Origin of the sequence: Paenarthrobacter sp. NPDC089675 (assembly GCF_044749185.1) — a bacterium.
Lineage (GTDB): Bacteria > Actinomycetota > Actinomycetes > Actinomycetales > Micrococcaceae > Arthrobacter.
On sequence record NZ_JBIVHM010000002.1, the window covers coordinates 145,687 to 160,075 of the forward strand.

A 14,389-nucleotide genomic window follows, 5' to 3' on the forward strand; every position below is an offset into this window, starting at 1 on the left:
TCTACCGGGTGTCTTGCTAAAAGTGCGTCAGGCAGTGGGCCGGCCGTTCTACTGCGAACATTTGTTGTGCTGCGAAAGCCGCACCGGGCCGTCGCTCGCTGATCCGGCCCGCCGCGGCAAGCGTCACAGGTGACACGGCGCCAAGGTAGGCCGATGCGAGGTCCGCGATGTCCAGGACCAGGTCAGGGTCCTGGCCCGAAGCGTCACGCACCGTGGCGCCGGCGCCGGCGTCGGATTCGAGTTCCCACGTACCTCCCGCCAAGCCGAGGGTATCCGATACCTGGAGGACAAGCCGTCCTGTTACGGGGTATTGACGGGCTGCCAATGCCGCCGGCACATCCAGGATGCGCAACCACAACATGTCCCGGACATCGGAGTCCTCGATGCAGCGCGGATCCTCGAGGGCCCACGCCAAGGGATCGTTGACGGGAGCTTCCGCCCACGTCACCACATCGATCAGGTCGATACTGCCCAGGAAACGCCAAAGGTCAAGGTAGGCAGCGTCATTTCCGGCAACGAGGTCCACGATTTCCATGGTGAACGGCTTGGCGTCCCAACCCTTGAAGCGATAGGAAACGTACCCGTCAGGGGTTCCGGAGTGGTCGTAGTGCAGCGCGCACCTGACAGCCAGGTCCGGCTTGCCGTCGTGTCCAATGGAACCTGACGCCAGCAGGCGGTAGTACTCCTGACGTCCAATGGACCCGGGGGTTGCCCGTTGGACCCGCTCGAAGATTTTCGGCGCGATGTCCAGCAGGACAGCAGGATCGGCCACCTCAACGTGGCCCTCCGGCAGGCCCCGCAGGCGGAAACGTGGTCCCGTGTCCACCTTGATGCTGCATTCGAACGTCGCGACGCCAAATCCGAAACGGCCATAGATCGTTCCCTCGGACGCAGTGAGGGCGGCCACGGCCAAGCCGGCATCCTTGGCAGCCTCAAGATCGGCGCTGATCATCCCGCGCAGTATGCCTTGCCTGCGATGGGTTCCGCGGACCGTCACTGCCGTCACGAGGTTGGCTTCCAGCTGCCGCCCGAATCCGATGTTGAGCGGTTTGCGCATGGTGGCGTACGTGGCCACGGGTACTTCCGCGCCCAGTGAGTGTTCCGGCACGCCGCCGCTGACATAGACGCCGGTCAGTTCACGTTGGTCGGCCTGGTACGCGGCGAGCGTCTTGGCAAGGTACTCGTCGTCGCGCCGGTGCTGGTGGAATCCGTGGGAGACCGCCTGGACCCACGTTGCACTGCGGCCGTATTCAGGGTTGTCCTGGCTCACGGCAGGGAATTGATGGACGGTGTACTTTACAGGTTTCTCTTCCTTGGGATCAGCCACGACCCCGAGCCTAACCAGACACGGAAGGGCGCGCCACCATAGCGGCGGCGCGCCCTCCCGGGATCGCTGCTGTTAGTGTCCGGCCTCGTGCCAGCTTGAGCCGACCCCGATCTGCACATCCAGCGGGACCGAGAGGTCGGCGGCCGCACCCATTTGTTCGGCAACCAGCTTTTCCACGGCTTCGCGTTCGCCCGGGGCCACTTCAAGGACGAGTTCGTCATGGACCTGCAGCAGCAAACGGGACTTCAGTCCCTGGCTGGCCAACTCCGCGGCCACACCCAGCATGGCGCGCTTGATGATGTCCGCAGCGGAGCCCTGGATCGGCGAGTTCAAGGCGATGCGCTCCGCCGCCTCGCGTGCCTGCCGGTTAGTGCTGGTCAGGTCCGGAAGATAGCGCCGGCGCCCTTCGATGGTGGCCGTATAGCCGTCCACGCGTGCTTGGTCAACCACGCCCCGGAGGTAGTCCCGAACACCGCCGAAGCGGTCGAAGTAGTCCTTCATCAGCGTTCGGGCCTCGTCCACTGAGATCTCGAGCTGCTTGGACAGTCCAAAGGAGGTCAGGCCGTAAGCGAGGCCGTAGGACATTGCCTTGACCTTGGAACGCATGGCGCTGGTCACCTCTTCCGGGGCGACGTTGAAGATCCGGGAACCCACGAAGCGGTGCAGGTCCTCACCGTCACGGTAGGCCTGGATGAGGGCCTCGTCGCCGGAGAGGTGTGCCATGATGCGCATCTCGATCTGCGAGTAGTCAGCCGAGAGCAAGCACTCGTAGCCCTCACTGACAACGAAGATGCCCCGGACCCGCCGGCCTTCTTCGCTGCGGACCGGGATGTTCTGAAGGTTGGGGTTGTTCGAGGAAATCCGCCCCGTGGCGGCGATGTTCTGCGCGTAGGTGGTATGGATGCGGCCGTCCTCGGCAACGGACTTCTTCAGCGTCTCCACCATCTGCGCCAGCTTTGACGACTCGCGGTGGGCCATGAGCTGGACCAGGAACTCGTGCCCGGTCTTCTCAAGGAGCGCCTTCAGAGACGCGGCATCGGTAGTGTAGCCGGACTTGATTTTCTTGGTCTTGGGCAAACCAAGTTCGTCGAACAGGACGGTTTGCAACTGCTTGGGCGAACCTAGGTTGACCTCATGGCCGATCGCCGCGAAGGCCTGCTCCTGGGCGGCGTCGATGACCTTGGTGAGATCCGCGAGTTGCTCGTTCATGCGGTCCATCGAGACGTAGATGCCGGTGAGTTCCATCTGCGCGAGTACCCGGGCAACGGGCAGTTCGAGCGTGGTCAGGAGGGCATCGGCCTTGCGTTCGGCCAGTTCCTTCTCGAAGTGCTTGCTGAGGGCGTGCACGACGGCGGCCTGCTGCACGAGCGCGGCGGCGGCCGCCTGGTCGCTGCCACCCTCGAGGTCCAATTCCAGCTGGCCGGACGGCGCCGCGACGGCACCCAAAGTGATCTTCAGATGCACCTGGGCAAGTTCGGCGAGATCGTAGCTGCGGCGGTCGGGTTGGATCAGATACCCCGAGATGGAGGTATCGTCCACAACGCCCTCAAGGCTGAGTCCGCGGTTGTGGAGGGCTTTCAGCGCAGCCTTGAATTCGTGGACCACCTTGGCTTCCTCGGGGTCCTGCAACCAAGCTGCGAGGACGGCCTCGGCAGACGCATCCAGGGCGGACAGCTCGATGAAAGCCGCTCCATTGTTCCGGACCACGGCCAACGCTGCCGCATCCTCACCGATCCGGCCGGGCACGGGTTGGACCGCCAGCGCGGAACGAACTCCGGAGCCGGCGGCAAAGAACTCTTCCAAGGCTGCGGCATCAGCGGGGTTGGAGAACTCGGGGGCATCGATGGTGTCCGGGGCAGCTCCGGCGGTGTCGTCGCCGTAAAGGTCGAAAAGACGCGTCCGCAAAGTACGAAATTCGAGTTCTTCGAACAGCTCTTCCACGGCCTGGCGGTCCGGACGCGGCTCGTGGAGATCCGCGAGGGAAACCGGAAGATCCAGGTCGGTGAGCAATTGGTTGAGCCTACGGTTGCGCTTGACGTTCTCGATGTTCTCCTTGAGCGCGCCACCCACTTTGCCGCCGATGGAGTCGAGGTTCTTCAGGATGCCCTCAAGTCCGCCGTAGAGGTTGATCCACTTGGCGGCCGTCTTGGGGCCAACGCCGGGGACACCGGGGAGGTTGTCGGCAGATTCACCCACGAGCGCTGCGAGGTCCGAGTAAAGGGCGGGCTTGACGAAGTATTTTTCTTCGATGGCCGCGGCATCGAGCTTCGGGATGTTGCTAACGCCCTGCTTGGGATACAGGACAAAGACGTTGTCATTGATCAGCTGGAACGAATCCCTGTCACCCGAGACGAGGAGGACCTCGAAGCCTTCGGCATCCGCCTGGGCGGCCAACGTTGCCAGGATATCGTCGGCTTCGTATCCGGGGAGGGCGATGGTCTTGATACCCCAAGCCTCCATGACGCGGGCAATGATCCCGATCTGGCCCTGGAACTCGGCCGGTGTGGCGTTCCTGCCGCCCTTGTATTCGCTGTACTCGGCCTTACGGAAAGTGGTGTCGTCCGAAACGTCGAACGCAACGGCTACGTGCGTAGGCTTCTGGTCCTTGATGAGGTTGATCAGCATGGAAGTGAAGCCGTGCACGGCATTCGTGTACTGGCCACGGGCCGTGGAGAAGTTCTCCGCCGGGAGCGCATAGAACGCGCGGAAAGCCATGGAGTGGCCATCCAGGACCAGGAGCCTGGGCCGCTCCTCCCCCGTGATGCTTGTTTTTGCGGCGGTTGAGGGGGCTGGTGCGGTAGCGACGGCGGCAGCCTGGGCCGATGGAACCTGGTCCGGTTTGGTTGTTTCACTCACAGGTGCCAGCCTAGTTGGCATGATGGACAATTTCACGCCGAACCGGTTTGCAGACGAGCTGAACCAGGCGGGCATCCCTGAAGAATTCCACGCCTGGCTTTCGGGGCACGGCGTGGGCGCGCTGGTGGTCAAGATGGGTATCCGGTTCACGGAGCTCAGCCCCGAGCGCACGGTGGCAACAATGCCCGTGGAAGGAAACACCCAGGTTGCAGGCATCCTCCACGGCGGAGCGCATGTGGTCCTTGCCGAAACGCTGGGTTCCTTTGCCGCTTCCCTCCATGCCGGCCGCGGCCGCCACGCCGTGGGTATCGAGGTAGGCGCCACGCACCATCGCTCCATCGCATCGGGCACTGTGACTGGCACCTGCACGGCGATCCACCTGGGCGGGACGCTCGCCACCCATGAAATCGTCATTACCGACGAGAAAGGCCGCAGGCTCTCCACTGCCCGGATCACCAACATGATCCGGGACAACAGGGGCTGAGGTATTCGCTGACCCCAGCGGGTTTAGCTGCTCTTCCCGGGCATGCGGTAATGCAGTTCTGCCGCAGCACCGCCCAAGATACGCGAGGAGACCAACTCAAGCGGCGCCGTCGGCCCGTTCAACGGCAGCAGACGCTTTCCGCTGCCCAACACCACCGGGATGACCGTCACGATGATCTCGTCCAGGAGGCCCGCATCGGCGAACTGCGCCACGAGGTGCCCGCCGCCAACCAGCCAGACGTTCTTGTCACCGGCATCGGCCACGAGGTCGGGCGCGAATTCGCGGACGTCCCCTCGGACGAAAGTGACGTCAGAACCCGCAGGTGCCGTGTACTCGCGGTGCGTAAACACCCAGCACGGAATGCCCGGGTAGGGCCACTTTCCGGCCTCATGGTCCATAAGCCAACGGTAGGTGTCTCCACCCATGGCGATGGATCCGACTCCCGAAAAGAAAGACTCGTAGCTTCCGCCCACGCCTTCCACCTGGTCAAACTGGAGGAGCCAGCCGAGGTCGTCGTCGGGTGAAGCGATGAACCCGTCAATGGTGGACGCAACGTAGTACTGGAAGTTCGGCATGGCCCCAGACTAGCCAATGGTTCCGGCGGAGTCAGTTGGCGCCGGCGTTCCCGTACTCGACCCGAACGCTGCCGTCATCCCGCAAGACCACCACGCGGCCCTCTGCCAGGGTCCAGCCGTCGTTCAGCAGGAAGATGCGGCCCCCGCTGACCACCAGCAGACGGAGGCCCGAGTAGCGGTACAGCGGGGCGGACTCGCTGCCGGCCGATTCTTCCCTGACGTTCGGGGCGGTGACGGCGAGGCGTTCCTTGCTGTACACCACGGCGGTGGGAAGCAGCCCGGAGCGCTCCTGGTAGTCGACCGCCGCCCCGCGGCCCAGCGCCTGGGCGTAGTCGGACGTCCCCCAGAAGAGCAGCAGGGTGACAAGCACAAAGACGAGCGACCTTTCCAGGGCCCGGGGCGCAATGCGCAGGGTGCGGCCGGAAGGCGCGGACCGTCGTCGGACGCTCAGGCCCCAGGCACCTACGACCAGTCCGGCGGCAACCAGGAAGGGAACGTAGAGCAAAGTCCTGTCCGGCTGCGTCACTGCCACCATCCACATCACGGCCGCGAAGGCGAACCCCAGGACAAGCACCGCCAATGCGGTGCGCTGCAGGAGTGTGCGGTACCGCGGTGTGTCCAGCAGACTTACAACCAGTTTGTCCAGCATGAGCCACAACAGGCCGATCACCACCAGCCAGGCGAGCGGTTGGAACAGCGACTGGATACTGCGAAGGATGAAGTCCTGGACTGTGTATCCGAACAGGCTGACGTCCAGGCCCATCGCCTTCGCCTGGGCGTCCGTCCGCGCCCAACCGAAGTAGACCAGCAAGGCCGTGGCTACGGTGAGCGGCGGCCCGATGACGGAGAGGACGTCAAGCGTCCGCTGCCAACGCGTGTTGATGAGGCTGCGATCGTCGGGTTCAGCCGCCGTCGCGGCAGCCGTACTTTCGTCCCGGGCCCCGGCTGGTTCGGCTGCACCGGCTGGTTCGGCTCCCCCGCTCACGGGGACGCCGATGGAGAAGCCTCGCGGGAAGCGGAGATGCTCGGTGACGGACCGGGTTGGGTCGGGGACCCGGTTCCGGGAGACGCCGGGTTCGTGGCAGGAGCAGTTGCAGGGGGCAGGCTGTCATCGTAGAAGAATGTCACTGTCCCGCTGATGTCCACGGTGTCCGTGATGGAGATCCGGAGCGTATCGCTGCCCGCCGACGGAGGAATTTTCACGTACATCGGCTGGTAGTCGCCTCCGTACGAGAAGATGAACTCGGAAGAGGCGGGTTGGCCGTCGAACAGAAGGTCACCCACACGAACGTAGTAGCCGTCCAAGCAAACTATGGTGCCACCGCTCCGGGGTCCGGAAGCGCGCGTCGTCCCCGATTGGGGCGTCAGGTTCTCGTCCACCACCGTGAGGCCGGTCAAGTGCCGGGGACAGGCCAGTCCCGGCGCCGTGGCTGCCTTGAGGGGCAGCGTGGGATTGCTGCGCCGCTGCGCAAGCACTGCGGCGGATGTAGCAGCCACGGTGGACTCGAGGCATTGGGTCTGCGGTACCCGTGGCGTTGCGGCCACCGCTGCCGAGGCCTTGAGCCAGTCCTGCTGATTGTCGCTCTGCAGAGCCTTGCAGACTGCCGCGGCCGCTTGCCAAACCGCCGCATCGGGATCGTCCTTGACGCTTTGGGCGAGGGCATCGCACTGGAATTGCTGCAGGAGGAGGTAGCGCTGCCCCGAGGTGGGATCGTTGGGGCCCACCGGACCAACGGGCACCCACCGCACCACGGGAGCCTCGGCTTGCGGGGCTGCCGGTCCCGCCGGGCCTGCGGGCTGCTGCGCCGTGGGCACGACGGCGGTAGGCACCGCGGTGGTGGGTCCCGACGTGGCTGTCGGGGCCGGATTGGGTGACGGGCTGTCCGCGTTAAGAGTGGGCGGAAGGCAGGCAGAAAGGCTCAGCATCAGGACCGGAACAAGTGCCAGTCCGATGAAATGGCTTCGGGATTGGCTCTTCATGACAGCCCCACATCTGCCGGATCACCATGCTGCAGTGATGTAACTTCACTGCCGATTATTCTCCCGAATGGACTTTGCTGCCAGAGATCCGGCTATTTTCCGAAGTAGGGCACGATCAGGTAGATGCCGAACAGGACGGCCAGGCCGCAAATACCGAAGCAGACGTAGGCGAGGGACCGGATCAGCGCCGGGGACTTCTGCTCGGCATCTCCGGCAATTGCGGTGAGCCGGACTCCCAGGGAGTAGAGCACAACCAGGGTCACAGCACCCACCAGGGTCACACCGGCAACCTGCAGCAATTCCAGCCACTTCATCGCTGCACATCCTTGTTCTTGTTGGGTTTGGATTTCTTTTTCTTGCGGAACCGGACGGCTTGGCCGGCCTCTTCAACCTCCACGGCATTGTGGTGGCCGACGTGCGACTTCCGGGACACGACGAACATGTAGATGATCGCGGCCGTTCCGGCTACCGCGGCGATGATGACGCCCACGGCACCGGTATTGACCAGCAACGCGGTCAGCGCACCAACGATTGCCGACGCCGGCAGGGTAAACAGCCATCCCAGGGCAATTTTCCCAACAGTTCCCCAGCGGACGGTGGTGCCTTTGCGGCCCATGCCGGATCCGATGACCGAGCCGGAGGCGACCTGCGTGGTGGAGAGCGCGAACCCGAGGTGGGAGGATGCGAGGATCGCCGTCGCAGTACTGGTTTCAGCGGAGAAGCCCTGGGCCGGTTTGACCTCGGTCAACCCCGATCCCATGGTGCGGATGATGCGCCAGCCCCCCGCGTAGGTACCGATGGCGATGGCAAAGGCACAAGCCGCGATCACCCAGAACTGCGGACCGGACCCGGGAACCTGGCTGCCGGCAGCGATGAGGACCAAGGTGATGATGCCCATGGTCTTCTGGGCGTCGTTGGTGCCGTGCGCAAGGGCAACGAGGCTGGACGTAAAAATCTGTCCTGTCCGGAAGCCGCCACGTTTTTGAGTGAGCTTGTCCCCCGTCTCCGGGTCGTGCCGGGAGGTGAGTGCGTAGGCAAGCCGCGTACAGACGTATGCCACCCCGCCTGCAATGAGCGGTGCGAAGACCGCGGGAAGGATGACCTTGAGGAGTACGGTCTCGAAGTTCACCGAGTGCAGGCCTATGCCCACTACAGCGGCGCCGATGAGGCCGCCGAACAGTGCATGGGAGGAACTCGACGGGAGACCCTTGAGCCAGGTGACCATGTTCCACAGGACTGCGCCCATGAGGCCGGCAAAGATGATGTCCGGGGTGATGTGGACACCGTCGGAGCCTTCCCGGATCAGTCCGCCGGAGATGGTTTTGGCCACTTCCGTTGAGAGGAAGGCGCCAACCAGGTTGAGCACGGCGGCCAGGGCCACCGCGGTCTTGGGCTTAATCGCCCCCGTTGCGATGGGTGTGGCCATCGCGTTGGCTGTGTCGTGAAACCCGTTGGTGAAGTCAAAGAAAAGGGCCAACGCTATTACCAGCGCGACCATGAAGGTGATTTCCACCTGTTGCCCAATCTGCAGAGTCGACGTTCAGCAGTTCCACTTCCCCGTACCTGCCAAGCACAGCATAGTTCAGCCACTGTTCAACTGACTGGACTTGCCGAATTCTTTGGCGGGCTTGAAACCTTAAGAATCCTACGTGCCAGTTACCGGGGGGACAAACGAACCCGCGCGGGGGTTCAGCCCAGGAAGGCCTTGACGGCCGCGATGTCACCGCGTGAGAGTCCTTGCCGCGGATCGGGCGAGATGCACAGCACACGGTCTTGCTGCCAGTCCGCCCAGGAACGGGCATCGGACTCCCTGCCGAGTTGGTCATCGAGCCAAACGAACCGAGTTGCCCCACTCTCGGCCAGGTCCTTTTGGAGTGCCGTGAGCTTCCACCACTCCGGCCCTTCGTCCCAACCCTGGCTGGACAGCACAGGCCAGTCCTGCCCGTTGAGGCCAATAGCGGGACACAGGAATTCCGGGGCGAGGCGTTCCCACGTGGTCAGCCATACAAAACGCGTTGCGGGGTGTCCCGCCAGATCATTGAGTTCGTCCACAAGCTCCGGCGCAAAGGCAACTTCCAGGATTCCGGCATCGGCGACCTGCCACGGGCCGCCCCAATCCGTGGTGCCGACAGGGCTGAAGGGGTTCACTACGCCGTCGACATCCAGGTAGATGGACACCGGCGCCACGCACGACGTCATGATTCTCCCTTCCCCAAAGGTTCAGGTTCAGCGTACGGTACGGCGCGGATGTCGCGAAAAGAACTGTCGCAGGACAAAGCATGAATCAATTTCTTGACGTTCGTCATCACGATGATATTCTGGAGTCATGGAAAAGCCCGCGGCAAAGTCGCCGAATTCCCCCTCGTCCCGGAGCGTGCGTGAGATTGAGGACTCGGTCCGTACCGATTTCCGCCACGCGATGTCCTACGGCGGCTACCTGGACCTGGATCGGCTCCTGAGCTCCCAACACCCGCTCAGCCGGCCTGAACACCATGATGAACTGCTGTTCATCATCCAGCACCAAACCAGTGAACTCTGGCTCAAGCTGGTCCTCCACGAACTCCTCGAGGCTCGCAGGCTGTTCGACCAGGACAACCTTGGCAAAGCGTTGAAGTGCATCGCGCGGGTCAAAGCCATCCAGCGCACCATGACCGAACAATGGTCGGTGCTGGGAACCCTTACTCCCCGGGAGTACGCCCAGTTCCGTGGTTTTCTCGGTAGCTCTTCGGGCTTTCAGTCGTACCAATACCGCGCGGTCGAGTTCCTGCTGGGCAACAAGAACCGCGGAATGCTCCGGGTCTTCGAAAGCGACCCGGCAGCCCATGACCTCCTCGGCACCCTGCTCGCCGAGCCCACGCTCTACGACTCGTTCCTGCATGTCCTGGCAAGGGCCGGATACGACATCCCGAAAGACATCCTGGAACGGGACACCAGTGAACCCTGGACGTACCGCAAGGACCTCGTCCCCGTCTTCCAGCAGATCTATGAATCCGACGAGACGCCGTGGGGGCTGTATGAAGCCTGCGAGGACCTGGTGGACGTCGAGGACAACTTCCAAGCCTGGCGGTTCCGGCACCTCCGAACGGTCCAGCGAACCATCGGCTTCAAGGTCGGCACAGGCGGTTCCTCCGGCGTCGACTTCCTTAAGCGGGCCCTGGACCTGACGTTCTTCCCCGAGCTGTACGCCGTTCGAACCGAGATCGGCAACTGAAAGACTTCCCACCTTCGAATTTCCGCAGGAGCACCCCTTGACCATCGCACAGCAGACCCCGAGGCTTTCATCAGCCGAACTCGACGCCGCCGATCCCCTTGCCGCGCTGCGGGAGGCCTTTTACACCCCCGACGCCGGGCAGCTCACCTCATACCTGGACGGCAACTCACTGGGAAGGCCCCTCAAGGTCACAGCGGAGAACCTGCCCAAGTTCGTTGAAGAGGCCTGGGGCAGCCGCCTCATCCGCGGCTGGGACGAGCAGTGGATGGACGAGCCCACCCGCGTAGGAGACCGCATCGGTGAAGTGACCCTCGGCGCAGCTGCCGGCCAGGTCACCGTGGGCGACTCCACCTCGGTGATGCTCTACAAGCTGATCCGCGCAGCGGTGGATGCACGGCCTGGCCGCGACGAGATCGTGATTGACCGGGACAACTTCCCCACCGACCGCTTCATCATCGAAGGCATTGCCGCCGAACGCGGCGCCACCATCAAGTGGATCGCATCCAACCCGGCCAGCGGCGTCCGCGAGGCGGACCTGGACGGGCTCCTGGGCGAGCGGACCGCCGTCGTTGTCCTCAGCCATGTTGCCTACCGGTCCGGGTTCCTTGCCGACGCAAAGGCGATCACCGCCAAGGTCCACCAAGCAGGGGCCCTGATGTTGTGGGATCTCTGCCACTCTGTTGGCTCAGTGCCGCTGGAACTGGATGCCTGGGATGTCGACCTTGCTGTGGGCTGCACCTACAAGTACCTCAACGGCGGACCAGGCTCGCCCGCTTTCGCCTATGTCAACAAGGGCCGCCAGGCAGAACTCCAGCAGCCCATCTGGGGCTGGATGGGCGCAGACAACCCCTTCGGCATGACAGCGGCCTACGCGCCTGCCCGAGGGATCCGGCGCTTCATCACTGGCACTCCCCCGGTCCTTGCCATGCAGCCCATAAAGGACATGGTGGAACTGATCGCTTCGGTGGGCATGGATGCCGTCAGGGCCAAGTCCATCAAGCTCACCGAATATGCAATCACCCTCGCCGAAGAGTTTTTGGTACCCAACGGCGTCGAGATCGTCAGCCCGCGCAATACCGCCGAACGCGGCTCGCACATCACCGTGGACCACCCACTGTTCGCCGACGTCACCGCGCGGCTGTGGGAACGCGGCGTCATCCCCGACTTCCGCCCCCCGCATGGCCTGCGTATCGGTTTGTCCCCGCTGAGTACAAGCTATGCCGAAGTGGAGTTGGGAGTGACGGCAATCCGCGACGTCCTCCTCGAACTGAAGTGAGCGCTGTCCTTGACGACATGGACTCCCGGCCCGGGAGCACCACGTCGCTGATGCGTACTGTAATCGGACTGTACTTACGCGAGGCGGGCGGTTGGATGCCCACCAAATCCCTGGTCTCACTCATGGAGGCCCTTGGAACGTCCGGGACTGTAGCCCGTACAGCCCTGGGTAGATTGCGCAAAAAGGGTGTCTTGCTGCAGGAAATGAGGGGGGACGCGGCCGGATTTACCTTGACCGGGGGCGCGGCCGCCATGCTTGCCCGCGGCGACCGTAGGATCTTTACGCCCCGCAGCATGGCACCCGCCGACCCCTGGTGCCTGGTCTCGTTTTCCATCCCGGAAACGGAACGGGAAAAGCGACACCAACTGCGACGCCGCCTGCATTGGATAGGGTGCGGAACGGTTGCGGCCGGCCTGTGGATCTGCCCTGACAGCCTCCGGGACGAAGTGAAAGAGATCCTGGACGACCTTCAGTTGCGCGGGATGGCCACAATATTTGTCGCCCGCGAACCCCTGGTTGAAGGGACCCTGCAGGAAGCCGCAGCCAAATGGTGGGAGCTTGATGCCGTGGCGGCCTTGCACCGGGACTTCCTCAAGCAGCATCAGCAAGCTTCCGAACTTGCAGACGGAGCCGTTCCGGTGGCTGATGCTCGGTCCTTCGCCACCTACGTCAGAAGCATCGACAGTTGGCGGATCATTCCTTATTTGGATCCCGGACTACCCGCAACTTTCCTGCCCGATGACTGGCCCGGGGCCGCGGCGGCCGAGCTGTTCGGACGCATCCGGCAGGCCTACTCGGGACCCAGCGCAGACTTCGTGCAGAGAGTCCTTCGAGAGGGCGAATCTTAGGATCCGTCCGATTCAGCGGTTTTCAGCCGGTCTTTACCCGCGAAATAAAACGGAACCGGTCGCCCCGGAAGGAGCTGCGGGTCCATTCCACGGCCTTGCCGGCGTCATCGCGGGCCAAACGGTGGACCACCAACATCGGTGCGCCCATTTCAATGCCGAGCAGCCGAACGTCTTCGGGGGCGGCCAAAGCGGTTTCGACCGTATCTTCCACCTCACTGATCGTCATGCCGTATTCCGTCGCCAGGACCGAATACAGCGAGCCGGCCCGGGCAAGGCTGGATCTGAACCGGGGCAATTCGCCGGGCAAAAAGGCCACCTCGTGCGCCAGTGCCTCGCCGTCGATAAGCCTAAGGCGTTCCAGCCGGGTCACCGCGGCCCCGTGGGGTAGCCCAAGCCGCGCGGCGACCTCTGCATCGGCTTTGACGACGGACAATCCCAGCAGCTTGGAATCGGGGCGCCGCCCTTGGTTGATGGCATCGTCGGAGAAGGAGGTCAATTGACGGACGTGGGTTATCTTCGGGGGCGCCACGAAAGTGCCGTGCCCCTGGATACGGCCGAGCCTTCCTTCGGCCACCAGCTCGCTGATTGCCTGGCGGACCGTAGTCCGCGATGTCTTGTACGTCTCCGCCAGCGCCCGCTCAGCAGGAATGAGGGTGCCTGGCGGCATACCGGCAATGAGCGACAGTACCTCGGTTTTCAGGACGTAATACTTGGGCGGAGCGGCGTCGGCGGACAAATTGGACATCCTACCTGTGGACACGAATATTGGTCTATGCCAATCTAGTCCGAGTCGAGCAGAAGAGGAAGGTCCGCCATGCGCCTTGCACAGCACTCCCCCAAAGAAGCAACGGTGGCTCCATGAGCCCGGCGGTGCTCGGCCTGCACATCGGTGGGTCCCGAACGCATGCCCTCCGCTCCGAACTTGGCTCGCAGGGTGGCGGTGACACCGAGGCTCCGGCGCTGACGGAGTCCAGCGCCAACCTCTCGTCCGTGGGTCACCAAGGAGTCGATGCAGTACTCCGGCGCATCGCTGCTGCTACAGGCGACGGCGTTGAGGTGGTCTGCGCCGGTGCTGCAGGAGCGGATACACCTGCAAGCCGCGCAGTCCTCACCGGCCTGCTCGCACAGCACTTTCCCGGCGCCAGGATCGAAGTGGTCCACGACACCCGAATCATCCTCGCGGCTGCGGACCTCGACGCCGGCGTCGTGCTGGTCGCAGGGACGGGTTCCGTTGCCTGGGGGCGCAACACTGAGGGAAAGGAAGCAAGGAGCGGGGGCTTCGGCTACCTCCTCGGCGACGAAGGCGGGGGCTACTCGGTGGTGCGCGATGCCGTCCGGGAGGCGCTCCGCGAACATTACGCCGGACTCGAACCGGGCACCTTGGTCAAAGCACTCCTGGGAGCCACGGCCAGCGGCGACGCGCTGCAGTTGATGGACTTCTTCTACGCCAAGCCGGAACCCGACCACTGGGCAAGCCTTGCGCCGCTGGTGCTGGAGCTGGCCGTCGAAGGGGACTCCGCAGCCGTACGCATCCAGGCCGAAGCCGCCCACTCTTTGGCCACCCTCGCCCGCCAGGTCCTTGGCGAGCTTGGCCTCGATCTTCCCGTAGTCATGGCAGGCGGGCTCTTGAAAAACCAGCAGCAGCTTGCCGGCGCCGTGGCGCGCAAGCTCTCTCTCGAGGACCCTTCCGCCGTTCGCATCCTGCACGACTCACCGGTCCGCGGGGCCGTTAAGATCGCCGCCGGCCTTCTGAATGACTGAACCTTCCCAGTGATCCCCCGGCCCTTGCGGAGTAGTCTGGTCTTATGCCTTTCACGAGGGGTGGCCGGTAA

The 14,389-nt window shown here is 63.8% G+C and carries 14 protein-coding genes; 5 read left to right on the forward strand and 9 right to left on the reverse strand.

The window, feature by feature from the left end; all coding sequences use genetic code 11:
- Window positions 1-16 precede the first annotated feature (16 nt).
- Together ACIPY2_RS04775 and polA are read right to left on the reverse strand one after the other, a co-directional pair.
- A complete protein-coding gene (locus ACIPY2_RS04775; protein WP_400265231.1) occupies window positions 17-1,327 on the reverse strand; it encodes a GNAT family N-acetyltransferase in 1,311 nt (436 codons plus the stop codon).
- Between the two features lie 72 nt (window positions 1,328-1,399).
- A complete protein-coding gene (gene polA, locus ACIPY2_RS04780) occupies window positions 1,400-4,042 on the reverse strand; it encodes a DNA polymerase I (protein ID WP_400265739.1) in 2,643 nt (880 codons plus the stop codon).
- Between the two features lie 160 nt (window positions 4,043-4,202).
- On the opposite strand from polA, the gene ACIPY2_RS04785 reads away from it, so the two are divergent.
- Window positions 4,203-4,667, forward strand: coding sequence for a hotdog fold thioesterase (locus ACIPY2_RS04785; RefSeq protein WP_400265232.1), 465 nt, complete (start codon window positions 4,203-4,205; stop codon window positions 4,665-4,667).
- A 23-nt stretch (window positions 4,668-4,690) separates the two neighbouring features.
- On the opposite strand, the gene ACIPY2_RS04790 is transcribed toward ACIPY2_RS04785, so the two are convergent.
- From ACIPY2_RS04790 to ACIPY2_RS04815, 6 genes are all read right to left on the reverse strand, one after another.
- Window positions 4,691-5,242: a dihydrofolate reductase family protein gene (locus ACIPY2_RS04790; protein WP_400265233.1), complete on the reverse strand. Its 552-nt coding sequence runs from the start codon at window positions 5,240-5,242 to the stop codon at window positions 4,691-4,693.
- Window positions 5,243-5,273: 31 nt separating this feature from the next.
- Complete coding sequence (locus ACIPY2_RS04795) at window positions 5,274-6,227, reverse strand: hypothetical protein (protein WP_400265234.1); 954 nt, start codon at window positions 6,225-6,227, stop codon at window positions 5,274-5,276.
- On the reverse strand, window positions 6,224-7,222 hold the full coding sequence (locus tag ACIPY2_RS04800; protein ID WP_400265235.1) for a hypothetical protein: 999 nt from the start codon (window positions 7,220-7,222) through the stop codon (window positions 6,224-6,226). Before ACIPY2_RS04800 ends, ACIPY2_RS04795 begins: the two co-directional genes overlap by 4 nt.
- A gap of 92 nt (window positions 7,223-7,314) precedes the next feature.
- The gene (locus ACIPY2_RS04805; RefSeq protein ID WP_400265236.1) at window positions 7,315-7,536 is read right to left on the reverse strand and encodes a hypothetical protein; all 222 of its coding nucleotides are present in this window, start codon (window positions 7,534-7,536) and stop codon (window positions 7,315-7,317) included.
- Window positions 7,533-8,735 carry an anion permease gene (locus tag ACIPY2_RS04810; protein WP_400265237.1) on the reverse strand — a complete coding sequence of 401 codons (1,203 nt, stop codon included), beginning with the start codon at window positions 8,733-8,735 and terminating at the stop codon, window positions 7,533-7,535. Before ACIPY2_RS04810 ends, ACIPY2_RS04805 begins: the two co-directional genes overlap by 4 nt.
- 176 nt (window positions 8,736-8,911) lie before the next feature.
- Window positions 8,912-9,421 carry an HAD domain-containing protein gene (locus ACIPY2_RS04815; RefSeq protein ID WP_400265238.1) on the reverse strand — a complete coding sequence of 170 codons (510 nt, stop codon included), beginning with the start codon at window positions 9,419-9,421 and terminating at the stop codon, window positions 8,912-8,914.
- A 127-nt stretch (window positions 9,422-9,548) separates the two neighbouring features.
- Between ACIPY2_RS04815 and kynA the strand changes: the two genes are divergently transcribed.
- Genes kynA through ACIPY2_RS04830 form a run of 3 tightly spaced genes read left to right on the forward strand, consistent with a single transcriptional unit; the run spans window position 9,549 to window position 12,557 of the window.
- Window positions 9,549-10,433 carry a tryptophan 2,3-dioxygenase gene (kynA, locus tag ACIPY2_RS04820; RefSeq protein WP_400265239.1) on the forward strand — a complete coding sequence of 295 codons (885 nt, stop codon included), beginning with the start codon at window positions 9,549-9,551 and terminating at the stop codon, window positions 10,431-10,433.
- 37 nt (window positions 10,434-10,470) lie between these two features.
- The gene (gene kynU / locus ACIPY2_RS04825) at window positions 10,471-11,709 is read left to right on the forward strand and encodes a kynureninase (protein ID WP_400265240.1); all 1,239 of its coding nucleotides are present in this window, start codon (window positions 10,471-10,473) and stop codon (window positions 11,707-11,709) included.
- The gene (locus ACIPY2_RS04830) at window positions 11,706-12,557 is read left to right on the forward strand and encodes a PaaX family transcriptional regulator C-terminal domain-containing protein (RefSeq protein WP_400265241.1); all 852 of its coding nucleotides are present in this window, start codon (window positions 11,706-11,708) and stop codon (window positions 12,555-12,557) included. The genes kynU and ACIPY2_RS04830 overlap by 4 nt, the downstream gene beginning before the upstream one ends.
- A gap of 22 nt (window positions 12,558-12,579) precedes the next feature.
- On the opposite strand, the gene ACIPY2_RS04835 is transcribed toward ACIPY2_RS04830, so the two are convergent.
- Window positions 12,580-13,302 (reverse strand): GntR family transcriptional regulator, encoded by a 723-nt coding sequence (locus ACIPY2_RS04835; protein WP_400265242.1) that lies wholly within the window; start codon window positions 13,300-13,302, stop codon window positions 12,580-12,582.
- Between the two features lie 113 nt (window positions 13,303-13,415).
- On the opposite strand from ACIPY2_RS04835, the gene ACIPY2_RS04840 reads away from it, so the two are divergent.
- A complete protein-coding gene (locus ACIPY2_RS04840; RefSeq protein WP_400265243.1) occupies window positions 13,416-14,318 on the forward strand; it encodes an N-acetylglucosamine kinase in 903 nt (300 codons plus the stop codon).
- Window positions 14,319-14,389: the final 71 nt, after the last annotated feature.

What these genes read in the sequence shown, in the direction of transcription:
- polA (WP_400265739.1), bottom strand. Translation starts at nt 4,042, where the DNA reads ATGGCTTTCCGCGCGTTCTATGCGCTCCCGGCGGAGAACTTCTCCACG.
- ACIPY2_RS04785 (WP_400265232.1), top strand. Translation starts at nt 4,203, where the DNA reads ATGATGGACAATTTCACGCCGAACCGGTTTGCAGACGAGCTGAACCAG.
- ACIPY2_RS04790 (WP_400265233.1), bottom strand. Translation starts at nt 5,242, where the DNA reads ATGCCGAACTTCCAGTACTACGTTGCGTCCACCATTGACGGGTTCATC.
- ACIPY2_RS04800 (WP_400265235.1), bottom strand. Translation starts at nt 7,222, where the DNA reads ATGAAGAGCCAATCCCGAAGCCATTTCATCGGACTGGCACTTGTTCCG.
- ACIPY2_RS04805 (WP_400265236.1), bottom strand. Translation starts at nt 7,536, where the DNA reads ATGAAGTGGCTGGAATTGCTGCAGGTTGCCGGTGTGACCCTGGTGGGT.
- ACIPY2_RS04815 (WP_400265238.1), bottom strand. Translation starts at nt 9,421, where the DNA reads ATGACGTCGTGCGTGGCGCCGGTGTCCATCTACCTGGATGTCGACGGC.
- kynA (WP_400265239.1), top strand. Translation starts at nt 9,549, where the DNA reads ATGGAAAAGCCCGCGGCAAAGTCGCCGAATTCCCCCTCGTCCCGGAGC.
- ACIPY2_RS04835 (WP_400265242.1), bottom strand. Translation starts at nt 13,302, where the DNA reads ATGTCCAATTTGTCCGCCGACGCCGCTCCGCCCAAGTATTACGTCCTG.
- ACIPY2_RS04840 (WP_400265243.1), top strand. Translation starts at nt 13,416, where the DNA reads ATGAGCCCGGCGGTGCTCGGCCTGCACATCGGTGGGTCCCGAACGCAT.